Below are 19,995 nucleotides of genomic sequence, written 5' to 3' on the forward strand. Positions count from 1 at the left end.
GTTGCAGTAACAGCGACATCGCCGCTCACCTCGATTATCACCCGCCCAATATAGAGCGGAGCATATTGACGCACATCGCATAAGGAACAGATTCCTTCATGGTCTGCTGCAGGTAGCCATCCAATTTCGGTTTGAAATGGAACGCCTGATCAATGGACTGATCGGTTCCGGGCTTGTACGCCCCAATCGAGACCAGATCTTGGTTCTTACGGCAAATCGACAAAATTTGTCGCACCGCTTTCGACATCAGCATATGCTCTTCGCTAACAATGGCAGGCATTACCCGGCTCACAGAGCGTTCTACATCAATCGCAGGATAATGACCCGCATCGGCCATCTCCCGCGACAATACAATGTGACCATCGAGGATCGCACGGGATGCATCGGCAATCGGATCTTGCAGATCATCGCCTTCGGTCAATACGGTAAAAAATGCAGTTATCGAACCTTGGTGCTCGCCGCCATTACCAGCCCGCTCAACAAGAGCCGGTAGCTTGGCAAACACTGACGGCGGATAGCCCTTGGTCGCTGGCGGCTCGCCGACAGACAGGGCGATTTCGCGCTGGGCCTGGGCAAAACGGGTCAATGAATCCATCAGCAACAAAACGTCCAGCCCTTGGTCACGAAAGTATTCGGCAATCGTCAGGGCCGTCTGGCAACCTTTAAGACGCATCAACGGCGAGGCATCAGCTGGCGCGGCCACAACAACAGCACGGGCCCGACCTTCAACACCGAGGATCTCATCAATAAATTCTTTAACTTCTCGGCCACGTTCGCCAATCAAACCGACCACCACAACCTGTGCTGTGGTGCCTCTGGTCATCATCCCGAGCGTCACCGACTTACCGACACCCGAACCGGCAAACAGGCCGATACGCTGGCCCTTGCCAACTGTCAACAGACCGTTTATCGCTTTGAGGCCGACATCAAGCGGCTCTTTGATCGGCTTTCTCGCCAAGGGGTTAATCGGTTCGGCGTTGAACGATGCTCGCTCGGCGGTATAGATCTCACCCATCCCATCGAGGGGATTGCCAACACCGTCAATTACCCGGCCGAGCAATTCCATTCCGACAGGCAAGCCTGCCGCCTGCAATACCGGCGTCACTTTGGCCCCCGGCATTACCCCTGTCAGCTGTTCGCTCGGCATTAAATAAAGCGTCTCGCCAGAGAAACCGACGACTTCGGCTTCCATCTCGCCAGTCAGGGTTTCTACCTTGCACAAGCTACCGAGCGGAGCCCGGCAACCAATGGCCTCAAGCGTCAGGCCGACAACACGCACCAGGCGACCGGACGCGACTGGTTTGTATCCCAGCTGATCAGCCTGATAGTGAGAAAGGCGCTCTGCCAACGATGCCATTATGCCGGCTCCGCAGCAGAAGCTGTCTCTGATAAGGCATCATCTTGCTGATGGGCAGACTCTGCGTCAGCCGCTTGCTCAGAAACAGGCTCTGGTTGGTGTTCGGTCGCTGCCAACTGCTGGCTATTACGACCGATAAATTGAGTCAGCACCTGCCGGATACGCTGCTCCATCGGGAAATCGACCGTCGATGTTCCGCTGGCAAGATGAAGATCACCACGATTCATCGCGGGCTCGCCCTGCAACGACCATTGGCGCTCAGCAAGATTATCGTCACCATACGCCTCGCGCACCAGAGCCAAATCTTCGGGATGCAGCTGGATAATGACCTTCTGGCCTGCCACTGGTAGGGCAGCAATACCCTCTCGGATCGTCTGCAAAATAACCTGCGGGTTAATTTGCAGTTCAACCTGCACTAACTCACGGGCCATCGTGGTCACCAGACGGATCAGCTGACGCTCGACTTCGCCATCAATTTTTGCCAACGGTGTGGCCAACTGGTCGGCCAACTGAACAAGCACGGCAGCTTGCTGGTTGATTTGCGCCTGCCCATCTTCAAGGCCTTGCGCCAGACCTTGTTCAAGACCTTGGGCATGACCTTGCTCGAAGCCATCGGCGATACCCTGCTCATGCCCTTGGCTGTAACCCGCCTCACGACCTTCGGCAATGCCTTCTTCGAAAGCTGACTGGCGGATTTCATCCAGATCCGCAGCCGTCAACGGCGGCGGCTCAGGCTCTTCCAGTTCTTCGACCGCCTCATCATGCCACGACGGAACATAGTTCAACGCGTTCTCGCTGGAAAGCGGAACCTCATCGGAATAATCTGGGTAAGCCCAGCGTTCTAGCTCCTGAGCCTGATGGTCGGCAACCCGGAGAAAACCTCGGCGTTGTTCAGTGGACATAACCCAACCTGTTTAGCTTGCTATCAATCATTAAAGGTACTCTTCGGCACCGCCGCCACTTAGCATCAACTCGCCGGAATCAGCCAAACGACGGGCAACAGATAGGATCTCTTTCTGTGCAGCCTCGACATCGGCAACCCGGATAGGCCCCATCGCATCGAGGTCCTCTTGCAGCATCTCGGCAGCACGCTTGGACATATTACGCAAGAACTTGCCACGCAATATATCGTCGGCTCCCTTGAGGGCTTTTTGCAGTAGTTCCTGAGGCACATCGCGCAGCAGGATCTGGATCCCGCGGTCATCAACCTCGGCAAGATTGTCAAAGACAAACATCAGATCTTCAATCTGGGTCGCCAGATCCTCATCGTTGTCTCGAATCTGATCCATGAGCAACCCTTCAACATTGTTGTCTAGGTAGTTCATGATTTCAGCAGCAGCCTTCAAGCCGCCAATCTTGGCCGCCTGAGCACCAGCCTGACCAGCAAACTGTTTCTCCATGATATCGTTAAGTTCATGAAGTGCCGCTGGCTGGACTTCTTCCAGGTTGGCAATTCGCATCATCAGATCAAGGCGTACCCGCTCAGGGAACTGGGCCAGAATTTCAGCCGACTGCTCCGGTTCGAGATAAGACAAGACAATTGTCTGGATCTGCGGGTGCTCGTTGAGAATAATGCTGGCCACCTGACGAGGATCCATCCATTTCAACGAATCCAAGCCACGCGAACCGCTACCCATCAGAATCTGATCAACCAAGTTATTGGCTTTATCTTCACCCAACGCAGCAACCAGAGCATTACGGACAAAGTCCTCGCTACCCATGCCGATACTGGTGTACTTCTGAATACTTTCAAGGAACAGGCGGTGAACCGACGACACCTTCTCCTGATTCAAGTCAGACATCGAGGCCATCACACCACCTACTCGCTGAACCTGCTTCGGTTCCAAGTAGCGAATAATACTGGCGGCATCTTCCTCACTCAGGCTGAGCAACAAAATTGCCGCTTTCTCGCTACCTTTCAGTGAGGAGACATCAAATTTAACTTCTTCAGTGGTCGCAATTTCATTAGCCATCTTCGTTTACCCAACTCTTCACGATCTGTGCGGCCAGATCCGGTTCGTTAGCCACCAAGGCACGAACCGCTTTCAACAACTCTTCATCTTTATGGAGGCTAGGTAGCTCAAGGGTGCTACCCAGCTCAAAGGCTTCAGCACCGTCAAGGCCATTACCAAGAAGATCGACATTATCACTATTGCCTGACTGATGAACTGGCATACCGTTTTCATCCAACGGCGTACCGTCGGCAGCTTGGTTCGGGTACAGCAGCTTGCGCATCGCCGGACGAACCATCACCAAGATCACCACCACAATCACAAACGCAGCCGCCAACCAGCGAATCCACGTATTAAAGTTAGGATGATCCCAAATCGGCAAGTTCGCGACCTGCTCAGGTTCTGGTGCGACAAACGCCACTGATAATACTTCGATTACGTCGCCACGCTGGTCGGAAAAACCAATACCACCTTTTAGCAAACGACTGATCTTAACTAGCTCTGCATCAGTAAGCGGCACCTTGGTGACCTCACCCGATTTTGGATCAACCGATTGCTTGTAATCCACGGCAACAGATACCGTCTGACGCTGAACCGTACCCGTTTGGGCACGCTTGTGGCGAATGGTCGTATCCAATTCATAGTTACGGGTCGACTCGCGGTGGACCGAACCATCACTTGAGCCCTTGCCCGACTGAAGGTTAGCAATATCCTGCGGAATGGAACTATCAGCAGGTGGCTGATTGCTCAACGCGCCAGGAATACCAGCAACCACGTTACCGTTATTGTAATCTTCAAGCGTAAACTCACTGCGGGTTGCTTGATTGGACGGATCATAGCGCTTATGCGTTTCTTCCACTGCGCTGAAATCCATAGAGACATCGACCTGAGCGGTATAGTTACCCAAGCCCAATACCGGAATCAATATGGCATCAATTTTGTCGCGTAGGGCCTGCTCCTGCTTACGCTCAAGCTCGTACTCCTTACGCTGTGCGGTTGCACTCGGATCCTCGCTGCCCGAGCTCAGCAAACGACCATGCTGGTCGGTCACGGTCACCCGAGTCGGCTTAAGCCCCGGTACTGCCGACGCCACCATGTCGACAATTGAATCCACTTCCTGCTGACCCAGCATGGCATTGCCACCTAGGGTTAAAAATACCGTTGCCGATGCTTCTTGGTTATGGCGCACGAATACGCTCTGTTTCGGCATTGCCAACAGTACTTGTGCCTTGCGGACCTGACGAATTTGCTCGATAGCTCGAGCCAGCTGACGCTCGCGACTTAGCTTAAGGCGTTCTTTCTCTAGTCTCTGAGAAACACCAAAACCCATATCCTGAAGCAAAATATCATCGCCTTCGTCGACCTTGGCGTCTAACCCAACGCGGGTCAGCTCCAACTTAAGGCTCGAATAATTTTCAACGGGAACCCGGATCGTGTTGCCATCAAGCTCGTACTGGATTTTCTTCTGGTCAAAATGGTCTAGGATCGGAATCAACTCACTGGTATCGTAAGTACCAAGCGGCCTCATTTCCGGCTCTTTGAGCCAAATAACAACCATGACGATAAGCGCCATGCAAATAGCGACCGACAACACCAATATAATCTGACGCAATAGGTCAAGGTTGCCGAGCATACCATTAACCCGCTTCGAACTTTTTTCTGCTTGGTCCGAACTGCTCAGATCTAGAGCATTATCAGTCAAAGCAGGCGCCGGGGCACTGCCAGCGGCGGCCAGCCCATTATTTGTAGAGATATCCGACACTCAATTATTCCTGCATTAAACCGGCATATTCATTAATTCTTTGTAGGCTTGGACCATCTTGTTGCGAACCTGTACGGTCGCTTCAAAGGCCACGCTTGACTTGTTGCGGGCAATCATCACATCAGAAAGAGACACCGAGCGGTCCCCCTGATCAAAACGGGTAGCCAATTCACTCGACTGTGATTGGATATTATTAACGCTTTTGATTGCATCCCCGAGCAACGCGCCAAAATCCGCACTAACCTGCTGGCCAGTCGCCGGGCGGTTAGTGTTGCTCGCTTCAAGCTTCATGGCCTGCATTTCGGCCTGTAATCCGTTAACTTTCATTCTTTACTCCAACCCGTCAAAAGATGTTAGTAGAGGGCATTATGATATTGTTTTGTTTGTCAGCATGACGAGTCGCAGCCGATTTTGAGGGGTCAAACTGGGATCTTTATTCCAGCATCGCGCATTTTTGCCATTTTATAGCGCAAAGTTCGTGGGCTAATTCCCAATTTTTCAGCAACATCCTTGCGTCGGCCATCACAAGCGCGAATGGTCTCTAGAATAATCGAAAACTCCTGTTCACGCAGCTCATTTCCTAACCCGTCAAACCCTTGCCCTTCCTGCTCTGCCATTTCTGGCTCACCAGCTGGCAGAGAAAAAGACGAAACGCCTGCCGCAACTTTCTCTTGCAGCGCAATAGAATCGAGCCAATCGAGCCCCTCCAGCAGGATGTCACCCGCTTCGACGCATTCATTGCTCGCCAAGATCAAGGCTCGCTGAATCACATTGTCAAGCTCACGAACATTACCCGGCCAAGCATACTGCAACAGCTTCTGTCGCGCCGACTCAGCCAGTACCGGAACCGGCATTCCCTGCTTGCAGCAATGACGCTGCAACAAATGTTCTGCTAATGGCACGATATCCCCTGGACGTTCGGCCAAGGCCGGCCACGTCAATGGAAATACTGTCAAACGGTAATAGAGATCTTCGCGGAACAAGCCATCAACAACATACTGCTTAAGGTCACGGTTACTGGTGCCGATGATCCGCAAATCCAGCTTCACACTTTTGCGTCCGCCTAGACGCTCAACTTCCCGCTCCTGCAATACCCGCAGCAGCTTGGCCTGTAGGTTCAAATCCATCTCACTGATTTCATCAAGCAAGATAGTCCCTCTCTGCGCCTGTTCAAATTTACCCGGGCAAGCCTGTACCGCACCGGTAAACGCCCCTTTCTCATAACCGAACAGAGTCGCTTCCAACATATTGTCAGGGATCGCCGCACAGTTAATGGCAACAAACGGGCCGTCTTTACGCAGAGAATGGTCATGGATATAACGCGACATCACTTCCTTGCCAGTGCCACTCGGCCCCAGCACCATCACATTGGCATCGGTGCGCGCCACCTTCTCGGCCAAAGCCAACAACTTGAGCGATTTCGGATCAGCCGCAACCGCCTGAGTCATTTCGGCCTTGATCGGCGCATAACGGCTAACCATATTCAGCAGTACTTCCGGCGCAAACGGCTTAGCCATGTAGTCAATCGCGCCTTCCTTCATCGCCGATACCGCATCTTCGATATTGGCATAAGCCGTCATCAACAATACCGGCAGCTTAGGCCAACTCAGCTTGATACTACGTAGCAGACCAAGCCCATCCAAACCCGCCATCTGAACATCGGATACAACGATATCAACCTCGTTGGATTTCAACAGCAGCAACGCCTGCTCAGCGCTTTCGGCCTCAAGCCAGTCATAACCCGCCAGCGACAAAGTATCAACCAATGCCTCGCGCAGGCCTTCATCGTCTTCGACGACCAATATCCGGCTCTGTCTCATTGCATTTCTCCTGCAGCGGTTACCTGTTGTTTTTCGTTATTCATACCGCTTTGCGGTTCTATCAACGGAACAGAAATCGTAAAACACGCCCCCTCCCCCGGCTCCGAAGAGACATGGAGCTGGCCATGGTGAGCTTTGACAACCATTTGCACCACCGCAAGCCCCAAACCGGTACCTTGCTTACGGGTGGTAAAAAACGGTTCAAGAATTCGCTTTTTGATATCGGGTGCGATACCCGGGCCGTTATCCGTCACTCGAATATGTGCCCACCCCGCATCGGTGGTGATATCCAGTGAGACCCGGCACGCTTTGCCCGCCATCTGGATCGCGTTGGTGATCACATTGGCAACGGCGCTGGCCAATGCATTGGCATTGCCCATAATTTGTCGAGTCTCATCATCGCAATCAAGGCTGAAATCGACATCATTGGCCATCACCTGGCTTTCGACCATCCGCTCCAGCTCGTCTAGCCATGCCCCGAGGGAAAAAGCTTCTATCACCTTGTTATCCCCGCCCTTGGCAAACAGCAGCATGTCGTTGACCTGCTTCTCTAAATCATGCAAGCGATCAAGAAGCTTGGTCTGAAAGCGATCACGTGTCACCGCATTGATCGTCTGCGTCCGTAGGTTGGCAGCATAAAGCATGGCGCTCGACAGAGGTGTACGAACTTGGTGAGCCAGCGAAGCCACCATTCGCCCCAACGAGGAAAGGCGCTGCATCTCGCTGATCCGCGATTGCAACAAACGGGTTTCCGTCATGTCGGTGATAAAAATCAGCTGTCCGCTTTGGCATGCCGAAATGGCCAACCGTACCCGACGGCCATTATGTAAAGAGACCTCGTGGCCATCATCCTCACGCGGCGAAAAAGCCCGCTGGATGATATCCACCCAACGCTCGCCCGCCAACGGTTCGCCCAGTAAGCGATAGGCTTCTGGATTGGCTTCTTCAACTACCCCTTTGGGATCCAAAAAAATAACCCCAGATGGCATAACATCAAAAGCTTGCTGATAACGGGCTACCTGCTGGGGTAGATTATCTGAAGAAGGCGAATAACCACCCATAAAGCGGACCTAAAATACTTATTAATCGTCGATTTTACGATGATAAAGCATTTTTCATGCCAACTAAAAATATTTAATTTCAGTGACTTGTGTTCACTAGAGTGTTTGTTGCAGCGTCAAGAATATGACGCTGCAGGAAGGGTTTAGCGTACGTCTTCTTTATTCAAGCCGTACTTGCGCATTTTTTCCACCAAGGTGGTACGGCGCATCCCCAACATGTCGGCAGCCCTTGCCACCACGCCTGTCTGGGCTTCAAGTGCTTGACGGATCATGTCTACTTCAAGATCTGCCAGCATCTCTTTCAAGTTAACTCCTTCTGGCGGCAGACCTGTCGCAGCCAAAAACTCGTCATGTTCAACAGGTTGACAAGCAAACATATCAGCCAATGCTGTTCGCTCCTGATCTTCCACTGCGAGGAAATTCTCTTCCGCCCGGAACACCGGAAGGTCGCAATGACGATATTTCATCGGCAGGTGCGTAACATCCACCATTTCGCCCGGATAGAGGATAATCAAGCGCTCGACCAAGTTGGCCAGCTCACGAATATTGCCCGGCCAGTCATGCTCCATTAACGAATTAATGGCACGCGGCGTAAAGAACACCGGCTTTGCCCCTTCGGCTTCAAGGCGAGCCAGCAATTCTTGCAGCAAAAGCGGGGTATCTTCGATACGCTCGCGCAATGCCGGCATTTCGATTGGGAAAACATTCAAACGGTAGTAAAGATCTTCGCGGAAAGTCCCGTCTTTGATCATCACTTCCAAATTACGGTGAGTCGCAGCCACTATCCGCACATCTGCCTTAATGGTTTCACTACCACCTACCCGCTCGAAGCAACGCTCCTGCAATACCCGCAACAACTTGACCTGCATTGCCATCGGCATATCGCCGATTTCATCAAGGAACAAGGTACCGCCCTGAGCCAGCTCAAAACGCCCCTTACGAGCGGAGATTGCCCCCGTGAAGGCGCCTTTCTCGTGACCAAACAGCTCACTTTCCAGCAAGTCCGCAGGAATAGCACCACAGTTAACAGGTACAAACGGCCCTTTGCCACGCGAAGAGTGGTAATGAATGTTGCGTGCCGCCACCTCTTTGCCGGTACCCGATTCACCAAGGATCAGCACGCTAGCATCGGTTGCCGACACTTGCTCGATCAAATGGCGAATTTGGCTAATGGCCTCGCTTCGGCCGACCATAGAACGGAAAAGGGTATTTTTGCGGCCCAACTGAGGAACCTGATAGGTCTGCTTGCCCAAATATTCCTGACAGTGACGCAGCGCCTCTGTCATCGGGCTATAGCTCAGCGGGTAATCAAGATTGCCAATGTAATTCGGCAGCCCTGACAGCTCACGTTCATAATTAGCGAGCGCAACCACTGGAATATGATGCTGAATCCGCAAGAAATCGAGGATCTGCGTCAGGGATTTCCCCTTGCTGATATTCCCCAATAAACAGGCGCTCCATTCTTTTTCCCAGTGCGAATCATTGACCTCTTCTGACGACAAGACTTCGAACTGCTCGCCCAAAAAAAATAGAATGACACTGAGATCATGGCGATGCTGTGCGTCATCATCAATAACGAGGGTTTTTGCTAAACCTTGCATAGAAAAGAATTGCCTGCCTTTGGTGTTTCTAATGATTGGCACCCTGTTTATGGACGGTACGCCATAGTATGCCGAAGCAAGGCCACGGAGGTGGCTATGCCAAGCATAGAGCAAATGGTTGCCGGGTAAATTGGCAACCATTGTAATAGATGTGCGGTAGAAGGCAACTGGCATCCCGAAAAGCTGGGTGCACAGGCCCTATCAAGGTTTGCTATTGATCCAAACTTTGATCTTGCTTCCAAAATATTTCTGGTAATTTCTAATCAACCACGATCGGCGACTGATTATTTTTCCGTCTGGTAATGGAATTCTTCCGGGATTTGATCCCATGCTGATTTGATATCCGTCAGCAGTGTAATGACCTCACTGATCTTTTCCGGATTATTGGTCGCATTAGCCTCGATAACATGACGCATCATGAAGTCATACAGACGATCAAGATTCACTGCAATTTCACCGCCATCTTGCATCGACAAGCTCTCGCGCAAACTGCCGATAATCGCCAACGCCTTGTTCAATCGCTCACCTTTCATCGCGATATTACCCGCTTCCATGGCCGCCTTGCCTTGAACCAAACGTTCTATCGCACCCGCAAACAGCATCTGCACCACACGGTGCGGCGATGCACTTGCCAACTGCGAATCCACCGATACTTTCTTATATGCTTGAAGAATGCCGCGCATACTTTTTTCCTAATTATTTCTGATCATTTGATAAACAGCTACTGACTTCTTAGCCTTTTGGTTACTCAGTAACTTACTTCTAATCCGGGCACTGTTTTGCTCTAACAGCTGCTTCAAATCCTGGGTTCGCGCCTGAATATCATCAAATTTACTGCGGCTTAAACTTTTTTGATCACGCAGCAACTGGGTCACTTGCTGATGGCGTGCCGCAACCAGCTTTTGCAGTTGCTCGGGAAAATCATCATTGTATTCATCTGCCGCCAGCAATGATGAGATTTGCTGTTCTAGCTGAGTTAGTTCATCCATCTTTCACCCTTACATTAGCAGGCTCTGCATCGTGGAAAGCTCGGTATTCATCTTGGCAATCGCGGCATCCATCGCGGTCAATTGCTTATAGGTACGTGCTTCAAAGGCCGCCATCCGCTCATTGAGATCTGTCATCCCGTCTTCAATCCGCTCCTGCTCGCTTTTCAGGCTATTTTCCCTATTGGTCAACGACCCTTCACTGCCAATAAAGCCTTCCAACAACTTATCTGCTTTCTTCAAAAAGCCCTCATCGCCATAGAAAAATGCCGATAACGAACCGTAGTTATCCTTGATCGTCTCCTCAAGGATCTCATCATCAACCTCAAGTACACCTTCACGCGTGGTGGTGATACCAAAATCAGACATCTGATAAGTCTTACCATCCGAGCCGGTGATCGGGTTGTTGAATAAGCTGCGCAACTGGCCAAGCAAGGAATTAGCCAAACTATCACCAACTAGCGGCCCACCTTTCTTTTTTTCTACATCAAATTTCGACTGTTCCTCAATCATCTCAAACAAACCGTTATACGATTCAACAAGTTGATTAATGGCGTCTTTCGGCTTTGAGGTATCATTGCTAATTTCAATGATCACATTTTTGACATCTTCATCATCGGTTGGCTTGCCCGACCCCGTGGTACCTGTCAGTTTACTGACATCAAGGGTCACACCTTCAAGCACATCTTCAAACTTGTTGGTATCGCTATACACATGCGAGAAACCATCAATAACGATGTATGCATCCTGGGCTGGCTGGATCTGCTTCATCTCCGCATTACCATCTGGCGTCGCCGGATCAAAACTTAATTTAGACAGCTCACCTGTTGCCCCGCTGGCATCAATCTTGACCGAGTTTTCCTTACCAGTTTTACTGCTGGAAAAGACAATTTTGGCGCCATCTTTATCGGTCATGATAGTGGCGGTAACCCCTGGGTTGTCTTTGGCCTTGTTAATGGCGGTTACCACGTCTTTAAGGCTGCTCTGATTAGGATCGATGTTAACCGTCATCGATTTATCGCCAACCGTAAACACCAAGTCACCGCTACCAATCTTAGCATTGGGGTCAGCATCAAAACTGTTGGCACTGGCTAAACGGTGGCTTTGCGCCATAGCTTTAACCTCTATCGAATAACGACCGTTTTGCGCATTACTCTCAACACTGGCCTCAACAAAATCACGATTCGACGTTGTCACTTGGTTATTGTCAAACACATCATCTTCATCGAACTTTTCGAACATTTCTTGCAAACCACTGGCAGATGACTTGATTTGGCCATAGGCGCTTAGTGACACCTCGACCTTAGCCATCTGCTCGGTCAATCGCTGCTGTTTAGGCGTACGTTCGGCTGCTACCAACTGCTGCGTCATGCCTGCTACATCTAACCCTGAGCCCAAACCGCTGGCTGATAATCCCATAGATACCTCTGTGTAATCCTCACTGCCATCTCAAGCCCAACGTTAAGCTCAAACTTCTCAGCAGTCATATAAAAAATCAATGCAATTTTTATACCGTTTTTTCTTTGAGTCCTACTCATTGTATTAAGTAGCTCATAATTAATCGTCCCACTCTTTTCTATAAAAATGGAAGCGATTGTATCCCCCACCACAAAGACAGTTAAAGCATGGCAAGAGATTGCCGAATGGATACGAAAAAGGCCCGGCAAAGCCGGGCCTTTCAACTCTTCGTCTAAGCGAAATAGACCTTACAGTAGGCTTAGTGCCGCCTGTGGAGTCTGCTTAGCCTGAGCAAGGATAGAGGTACTTGCCTGCTGCAGGATCTGGTTCTTAGTCAGGTTAGTCGTTTCTGATGCGAAATCCACATCCTTGATACGGCTGTTAGACGCAGTCACGTTCTCGTTGATGTTAGACAGGTTGTTCAGTGTGTGGTTGAAACGGTTCTGTACCGCACCAAGGTCTGCACGCTGTGAGTCGATACCCGCGATAGCCGCATCGATTACTGCAATCGCATCCTGTGAGCCTTTAGCCGTAGTCAAGTCGATATTAGCAACACTGTTCTTTGACGATGCTGTTCCACCAACAATTTCAGCAGCAACATCTTTCGCTGCATCTTTATTTGCAACCGAGAAACTGTCGTGAGAAGTCATGGACAACTGAGCATTTACTACCAACTCAAGATCTGCTGCAGCTGTACCCTGAACGCCACCAAGCTTCACGCCATTTTTCGAGGCATTTTCAACTTTGATACCATCGATATCTTTCGCGGTAATTTCCAGCGCACCGTGCTTGTCCATTGATGCTGAGAAGCCATCTTTGTTCAGGTCTTCTGCCAAGCGACCCATATCACCAGCATACTGGCTCAGTTCGTATTCCTTAGCATCCGCACCAGCACCCATCACCAACTTACCGGTTTCAGTCGCTGTCATATTCTCCAGTTTCGTACTAACTACCGCTTCAACCTCAACACCACTGTTGTTGTCGTTAAGTTTCTTAGCAGCAGCAGTCACACTATCACCAGCGGCCAATGCAACTTCAGTCTTACCTTCTGGACCGAAGATATTAACAGAACCAGCTGTTGCAATACCCGTAAATGTTGCACCCTCAGCTGCAGCAACAGCTGAACCCAACTTCGAACCACCACCAGTCAGAACGTTGTTACCCACTGCATCCGCAGAGATATCACCTAGGCTAACGCCGATAGTTTCGTTTGCGTTAGAACCAATCTGGAATTCTTTAGTGCCGTAGCTACCGTCAAGCAGCTTGCTGCCACCGAAAGTGGTTGTTTCAGCGATACGGTTCATGTCAGCCTGCAGTGCAGAAACTTCTTTCTGGATTGCCGCACGGTCGTCATCAGAGTTTGAGCCGTTAGCAGACTGCAGGGCCAAGTCACGCATACGCTGTAGCATGTTGGTAGATTCCTGCATTGCACCTTCCGCTGTCTGCGCAACAGAGATACCGTCGTTGGCGTTACGCATTGCAACGTTCAGACCGTTGCTCTGGCTAGTTAGACGGTTAGAGATTTGCAGACCAGCGGCATCGTCTTTTGCGCTGTTGATACGCAGACCAGTAGACAGACGCTCCATGCTTGAGCTTACGTTGTTAGTTGCATTGCCTAGGTTGCGCTGGGCAGTCATTGCAGAAATGTTAGTATTAACTGTAACAGCCATAATTTGCTTCCTGTTGATAGCAACCCAGCTAGATTAGCGGGGGGCTTGGGATTAAAGAGTTTTGCTTCAGTACTTTTGTTAACGGCACCCGAAATGATTCCTTTAGGATTTTTTTTAATTTTTTCTTCTAGTGCTTTGAAATCGCGGAATATATAGGGTTCAGAGCAAACAAAACGCGTTCAATAATGAAAAATAGCGGGAAAGATAGAGGAATAATTGAACATAAAAAAGCGGCAGTCTCCTGCCGCTTTTTGTTGCTACCCAAATAGAATGCCAATTACAGGTAGTTAAACAATGACAGCTCTTTGGTCTTGTTAAACGCCGCCTGAGAAGCCTGCATCGCCACCATATTCTGGTTCATATCGATGACCGCTTTGCTGTAATCGATGTCTTCAAGGCTACCCTTGGCATTGTTAACGGCCAATTCAAAGTCTTTGTGTTGCTCTTCAAAAGTATCGAGCTGCTTAAGACCGACTCCCACTTCCGAGCGACGTTGGTTCATATGAACATACGCGGCCGTCAAATCATCGATAGTCTGCTGCAAACCAGCCTGTGCCTCAGCCGATGAGGTTGAGTACTGAGAGTAATCAATCGCGCTCTTAATGGTATCAAACAAGCTGAACGTCTTGCCCGGATTCAGGCTCACTTCGTCATCAGGCTTGATGTCGCCATCGAACTGGAAATCCAAATCGATGGCACTGCCTGCCGTCGCGTCCTTGTACTGGATCCCCTTGGTGGCATCGTAGGCACCCGTCGCCAACTGGACACCGTTGGTGTCATCGTACAGTTCATAATTCAGCCCGCCATTGCCGTTATCGACAAAGGCAACCCGGTATTCATTGGTGTCATTCGGATCCTTATTGGTCGCCGACTGCACGTTCAAAGTCGAGCCACTCTGCAAACCGGCAAAATTAGGACGGTAATCACCATACGGGTTTTCGATCCCCATAAAGACCTGCTCACCCGGCTGGCTGGTCTGAACAAACACCGAGGTGTCGATTCTCGCCTCGCGGTGACCGTCATCGCCCATGTACTTGATCGTACCAGAAGCATCGGCAACAAACGGCTTGTTGTTGAACTGATTACCGGCAAACATAAAGTTACCGCCTTCATCTTGGCTGTTAGCCAGATCCAACATACTGTCGTACATGGTTTCCAGTTCAAAGGTGAACGCACCACGGTCGTCGCCGGTCATCGCACCATTGATCATCCCGATCACCCGCTGCTTGGTCAGGTCAATCTGGCCTTCGGCATCAGTCAACGCCGTTTCAAGGCTATTGAGACGGTTGCCAGCCAAAGTGATTGACTTCTGGAACTGCTCGAACTGCACCAACTGCTGCTTGTAGTTCTGGGTAGAGACCGATGCCACCGGGTCATCGCCCGCGGTTTGCATCCGCTTGCCCGTCGCCAACTGCTCGTTGGTCACGTTGATCTGGCCCTGCTTGCGCATCAGGTTCGAAGTGAGGTTTTGATACTGGGTAAATGTCGCTACTCGGTTAATCATACTGCTTCCCTATTACACCGCACGCATCAGGGTATCGAAAGTTTCTTGTGCTACCGTCATGATCCGCGACGAGGCCATATAAGCCTGCTGGAACTTCATCAGGTTAGCTGCTTCTTCATCAAGGTTAACCCCAGACAAGCCGGTGACCCGCTCGGTAGCGGCATCGAAATCAAGCTGGCTGATCTGGCTAAATTTTTCCGCATTCATCTTCTGAATACCAATATCACTGGTCAGCCCTTCAAACAGGTCGATCACCGACGAGCGGCCATCGTTCATGGTTTTGTCTGTCTGGACTTTCTGGATATTGATCAGGTTGGAGTTGTCACCTTCTGCCGGGCGCATACCTAGCTGTACGGTGTAGCTGTCTTTTGCCTCGGCACTGCGGTTAATTTTCAGTGCCGCTGTTCCGTTGGCGCTACCGTCATCAAAGCGGATCAGGTTATCGCCTAGCGGGTAGTCCAACGCCGCGACAGTTTTGCCATCGGCATCTTTCAAATCGACAGCCGCACCAGCTGCGTCCGTCACCGACAACTTGCTGCCGTCATCAGAAATTTTAACTTGGTATGTCCCTTTGATCCCGCTACCCGCTACCGCTTCAACCGTGGCATTGCCGGTATTGTTCTCACCTTCGGTGACATAGCGCTGCGCCGCCAATGCGTTAGGCTTGTCGGTTGCCAGTGCAATATCGCTGGCAGCACTGCGAACAGGACGGATCAGCACGGTTTCATCCGGCTGGGCGGCCTTGGTGATATCAATCACCATGCCGTCAACTTCAATCTTCTGCGCCTCGGACGTTGAGGCTCCTGGCTGAGCCACCAACTCGTCGTCACTGTTATACAGCGAGTAGCTATAGGTTGTGTTGCCGCCGGTCGTCGCCACTTCGGTTTTCAGGCGGTACTCAGTCGCTTTTAGCTCGCTGACATTATCAATCGCAACGCTGATGTCAGCCGTACTGCCAACTGGTGCAAACACGCGCTGTTTCTGAATTTTAGGATCATTGACATCGGTAAACAGGTTTTTGCCCTGATTACCTTCAAGATCCAAACCCTGTCGCTGCATATCGTTAATTTGGCTGGAAAAGCCAAGGGCCATCCGGCCGATTTCGTCACGCGCCTGATCAACCACGTTATCGCGGAATGTCATCAATGTGCCCAACTTGCCACCCAACGATTCGCTGTCGATCGGTTTGGTCGTATTGCCGTTCTCGATGCCGACCTGAGTCTGACGAGGATCCGGATTGCCGCTCGTCACGGTCAACTTGGCTGACTCAATACCTGAAACCAAGGCATGACCACCACCGATCATGACGGTAAAGGCCGGGTTGCCTTTATTTTCCAGCACGGTCACGTTGCCGTACTGAGCAAGCTCGTTAATCAGCGTCTGCTGCTTGTCGTACAGATCGTTGTTTTCGACATTAGGGTTTTCAAGAATACGGGCGTTCAAGGTGGCAATTTCTTGCCCTATCGTATTGACGCGCGTCACTGATGCCCCAAGCTGATCACTTACCGACTTGTGCATATCGTCAAGGTTTTCGCTGGCGCTGTTTAGCGTGCTTGCCACTAGGCCAGCCGTAGATAGTACCGCCTTGCGCGAGCCCATATCATTAGGGTGATCGGCCAAACTCTTCACCGCATCATAATAGTCATTCATGCTATTCACGGTTTTGCTGGCGTTACTGGAGATAAACTCATCCATCACGCTGAGCTGAGAGGCATTTTCGGAGCTCTCATTCAATTGCGTGGTGGTCAGCGTCAGCTCCCGGGCAGCAAAGCGGTCATAAGCTCGGCTGACGTTATCAATGTAGCCACCAGTACCGTAATGATTACCACCATGCCAAAAAGCATCATTGGTTTTCTGCTCGGCTGCCTGACGGCTGTAACCCGGTGTATTAACATTGGTTATATTGTGGCCAGTCACATTCAACTGCTTCTGAGTCGTCTGCAGACCACTCATACCCAGTTGCATCAAATCTAACGCCATTGCCTCTCTCCCAGTTGCGCCAACGCGCCAATCACCTATCTATAGCGACGTAATAAATGCAAAAATCAGGCCATATTTTAGTACCTGTACAAACCCAGATCCTATATATCGACCAAGAAGGATAAACCGAGAGGAAAAATTGATTGCTAGACCCAGCATCATAAGGCGGGCAAATGCGGTCAAAAAAACCAAATAAAACAGATACCCCTAGTTTTTTGCTTTTAGCGGCTTATAATGTCGTCAGTAAAAACAGATAAAAAAACACAAAATAGTATAGAGAGTCATTATGAACATAGGTGTTGCCACCCTGTTAGGCTATGCGATCAAAGAGATCGTTGCCCCGATCATTCTCGACGGCATGGATGTCGAAAAAGAACCACCTGTTGAATCAAGTGAGGTTGATAAGGCTATCTCTGCCAGTGAAGATACGCTCAGAGCTGTTACCTCAATCGTCGATATTTTTGTTTAAAATCCTCAAACTGCCTCAATTTTCTCGCATCCGCGAGACTGACGTGTTTTTTTATCAAGACGTAGTGCCGGACAATCACCGCTCTACGTCAAAATAACAAGGCATGTAGCCCCCTGCAAAATCACTTCGCTCTAATACAAATTCAGCACACCCAGCTCCCTATCCCATAAACGTTGTAGGACTATCGCTATCCTAGCGCCGCTTATTTATTGAAACTGAATGTGCCGAATCTGCCATGATTGCTGTGGCTTATTTATCCATGATGCCGCTGACCTTATCCCAAACCTGCAATACTTTTTCGCTGTAATTCGGATCGGTGGCATAGCCAGCCTGATGCAATTCCCGAACAAACGCCTCCGGCTGCTGAGTTTGCTCTAGCGCTTTCTGGTAACGAGGGTTCTGCTTGAGGAATTGGACATAATCATCGAAACTCTCACCATAATTATCATAAGAACGGAATGCAGCCGTCTCCTTGACCGGAATACCCTGGTGAAACTCCAGTGTTTGGGTGGCAATCTTTTTCCCATCCCACCGCTTATCGGCTTTGATATTAAACAGGTTATGGCTGTGATCTGCCGCATTGGTGATCACTTTCTGGCCCCAGCCCGTTTCCAACGCCGCCTGCGCAATCAATACGCCAGGATCGACCCCAAGCGCCTTACTCGCTTTCATCGCGTACGGTTTCATCGCATCGACAAAGCTCTGCGGCGAGTCAAAACGCGGGGCTTTCACTACGGGCTTGGCTGCCGCAACCGCTGACTCTGAGCCCTGAGACGCCATAGGATCCGGTTTGCGTGCCGCATCAATGGCTGCGGCAAACTGCTGGCGTACCTGCAACTCGCGCTCGCTATCATTTCGCGCCAAACGGGTAGACGGATCAGCCGCCTGAGGCCGAAGAAATGTTTGCTCAGCCTCTGCTTCCGGCTTTTTCTCTGTTTCTGAGATACCAGCCACCGCCCCGAGCTGCTCCACAATCAAATCAGCCAGCCCAAGCGTACCGTTTGAACTAAGCTCACTGGCCATCTGCTCATCGTGCATTTGCTCGAAGAACTTGGTGTTACTGCTGCTCATCAGATCCGACTCGAATGCCTCGTTGGCCTGACGCATCGACTTGAACAGCATCTGGGTAAAGATAGATTCAAACTGCTCGGCAGCCGCACGCAGCGACTGCTCCTCGTCATTGCCGATACCCGCACGCAGGCGATCGAGGCTGGAAAAATCATTGATAAAGCCCGGTGATGTCGTTTTCATCGTGATACTCCGTTAAATGATAATCAACTGGCCTTCAATAGCGCCGGCCTGCTTGAGTGCCTGCAAAATAGCCATCAGATCCGACGGTGCCGCCCCAACCTGATTAACCGCCCGCACCAACTCATCAAGGGTGACACCCGGCTCGAACTTGAACATCCGGGCATTGTCTTCAGTCACATTCACATCACTGTTGGGAACGACCACCGTCTGGCCTCCCGACATCGCGTTAGGCTGGCTAACCGAATAGTTCTCTTTGATCGATACCGTCATTCCGCCGTGGGTGATCGCAGCTGGCTTGAGTTTCACATGCTGGCCAACCACAATGGTGCCGGTGCGTGAATTGACAATGATTTTTGCTGCCCCATCGGCAGGATCGAACTCTAGGTTTTCCAGCGTGGACAAAAATGCCACCCGCTGACTGATATCGCGCGGAGCACGTACCCGCACCGAGGTCGCATCGATAGCGGAAGCCATCTGCGGACCGAGAAAACCATTGACTGCATCGGCCATTCGCTGCGCAGTCGTGAAATCAGACTCAAACAAGTTAAACGTCAGGTAATCGCCGCGACCGAAAGGATTTGGCACCTCCTGTTCAACCATTGCCCCGTTAGAAATCCGACCGACCGTCGGGGTATTGCCGACCACTTTCGAGCCATCAGCACCTGTGGCACTAAAGCCCCCAACCACCAAGCTGCCTTGGGCAACGGCATAGACCTTGCCGTCCAGACCTTTCAAGAAGGTTTGCAGCAAGGTACCGCCCCGCAGGCTTTTGGCCGAGCCAATTGACGATACCGTAATATCAATCGTCTGGCCTTGCTTGGTAAACGGCGGCAAGGTTGCATTTACCGCCACAGCGGCAACGTTTTTGGTTTTCGGCTTGGTACCCGGCGGCAACTGAATACCAAAATTCTGCAGCATGGCGTTAAAACTCTGGTCGGTAAACGGCGTCGTCTCGCCGGTCCCCGGCAAACCAACAACCAGACCATAACCAACCAATTGGTTACTCCGCACCCCGGCCACCTCGGCAACGTCTTTGATCCTCGCAGCCTGTACCGGCAAGGCTGCCAGTACCAGTAACGCTACCCATAGCTGTTTCAACATGCCTTGCCTGCTCCGTTATGTTT

17 protein-coding genes are annotated in these 19,995 nt (G+C 50.8%); 1 reads left to right on the forward strand and 16 read right to left on the reverse strand.

The features are described 5' to 3' along the window. Positions 1-37 precede the first annotated feature (37 nt). The 14 genes from fliI to flgK form a co-directional block, all read right to left on the reverse strand. On the reverse strand, positions 38-1,357 hold the full coding sequence (fliI, locus tag ABT56_RS10065) for a flagellar protein export ATPase FliI (RefSeq protein WP_047878735.1): 1,320 nt from the start codon (positions 1,355-1,357) through the stop codon (positions 38-40). Then, entirely contained in the window at positions 1,357-2,259 is a 903-nt protein-coding gene (gene fliH / locus ABT56_RS10070; protein ID WP_084722211.1) for a flagellar assembly protein FliH, read from the reverse strand. Before fliH ends, fliI begins: the two co-directional genes overlap by 1 nt. A gap of 30 nt (positions 2,260-2,289) precedes the next feature. Next, a complete protein-coding gene (gene fliG, locus ABT56_RS10075) occupies positions 2,290-3,330 on the reverse strand; it encodes a flagellar motor switch protein FliG (protein WP_047878736.1) in 1,041 nt (346 codons plus the stop codon). After that, complete coding sequence (fliF, locus tag ABT56_RS10080) at positions 3,323-5,071, reverse strand: flagellar basal-body MS-ring/collar protein FliF (protein WP_047878737.1); 1,749 nt, start codon at positions 5,069-5,071, stop codon at positions 3,323-3,325. The genes fliG and fliF overlap by 8 nt, the downstream gene beginning before the upstream one ends. Before the next feature lie 15 nt (positions 5,072-5,086). Then, positions 5,087-5,398, reverse strand: coding sequence for a flagellar hook-basal body complex protein FliE (gene fliE / locus ABT56_RS10085; RefSeq protein ID WP_047878738.1), 312 nt, complete (start codon positions 5,396-5,398; stop codon positions 5,087-5,089). Positions 5,399-5,490: 92 nt separating this feature from the next. Next, entirely contained in the window at positions 5,491-6,891 is a 1,401-nt protein-coding gene (locus ABT56_RS10090) for a sigma-54-dependent transcriptional regulator (protein WP_047878739.1), read from the reverse strand. Continuing rightward, entirely contained in the window at positions 6,888-7,952 is a 1,065-nt protein-coding gene (locus ABT56_RS10095) for a sensor histidine kinase (RefSeq protein WP_047878740.1), read from the reverse strand. Before ABT56_RS10095 ends, ABT56_RS10090 begins: the two co-directional genes overlap by 4 nt. 143 nt (positions 7,953-8,095) lie before the next feature. Continuing rightward, entirely contained in the window at positions 8,096-9,553 is a 1,458-nt protein-coding gene (locus tag ABT56_RS10100; RefSeq protein ID WP_047878741.1) for a sigma-54 dependent transcriptional regulator, read from the reverse strand. 284 nt (positions 9,554-9,837) lie between these two features. Next, on the reverse strand, positions 9,838-10,236 hold the full coding sequence (gene fliS, locus ABT56_RS10105; protein WP_047878742.1) for a flagellar export chaperone FliS: 399 nt from the start codon (positions 10,234-10,236) through the stop codon (positions 9,838-9,840). 9 nt (positions 10,237-10,245) lie between these two features. Next, on the reverse strand, positions 10,246-10,542 hold the full coding sequence (locus ABT56_RS10110) for a flagellar biosynthesis protein FliS (RefSeq protein ID WP_047878743.1): 297 nt from the start codon (positions 10,540-10,542) through the stop codon (positions 10,246-10,248). A gap of 9 nt (positions 10,543-10,551) precedes the next feature. Beyond that, complete coding sequence (gene fliD / locus ABT56_RS10115) at positions 10,552-11,958, reverse strand: flagellar filament capping protein FliD (protein ID WP_047878744.1); 1,407 nt, start codon at positions 11,956-11,958, stop codon at positions 10,552-10,554. Between the two features lie 287 nt (positions 11,959-12,245). Further along, entirely contained in the window at positions 12,246-13,667 is a 1,422-nt protein-coding gene (locus ABT56_RS10120; RefSeq protein ID WP_047878745.1) for a flagellin, read from the reverse strand. Between the two features lie 277 nt (positions 13,668-13,944). After that, entirely contained in the window at positions 13,945-15,171 is a 1,227-nt protein-coding gene (gene flgL, locus ABT56_RS10125; protein ID WP_047878746.1) for a flagellar hook-associated protein FlgL, read from the reverse strand. Between the two features lie 12 nt (positions 15,172-15,183). Beyond that, complete coding sequence (gene flgK, locus ABT56_RS10130) at positions 15,184-17,151, reverse strand: flagellar hook-associated protein FlgK (protein WP_047878747.1); 1,968 nt, start codon at positions 17,149-17,151, stop codon at positions 15,184-15,186. Between the two features lie 286 nt (positions 17,152-17,437). Between flgK and ABT56_RS10135 the strand changes: the two genes are divergently transcribed. Beyond that, on the forward strand, positions 17,438-17,620 hold the full coding sequence (locus ABT56_RS10135; protein WP_047878748.1) for a hypothetical protein: 183 nt from the start codon (positions 17,438-17,440) through the stop codon (positions 17,618-17,620). A gap of 249 nt (positions 17,621-17,869) precedes the next feature. Here ABT56_RS10135 and flgJ read toward each other — a convergent pair whose 3' ends face one another. Both flgJ and ABT56_RS10145 read right to left on the reverse strand, forming a co-directional pair. Continuing rightward, positions 17,870-18,871, reverse strand: coding sequence for a flagellar assembly peptidoglycan hydrolase FlgJ (gene flgJ, locus ABT56_RS10140; protein ID WP_047878749.1), 1,002 nt, complete (start codon positions 18,869-18,871; stop codon positions 17,870-17,872). 12 nt (positions 18,872-18,883) lie between these two features. Beyond that, on the reverse strand, positions 18,884-19,972 hold the full coding sequence (locus ABT56_RS10145) for a flagellar basal body P-ring protein FlgI (protein WP_157037812.1): 1,089 nt from the start codon (positions 19,970-19,972) through the stop codon (positions 18,884-18,886). Positions 19,973-19,995 lie beyond the last annotated feature (23 nt).

Origin of the sequence: Photobacterium aquae (assembly GCF_001029445.1) — a bacterium.
GTDB lineage: Bacteria > Pseudomonadota > Gammaproteobacteria > Enterobacterales > Vibrionaceae > Photobacterium > Photobacterium aquae.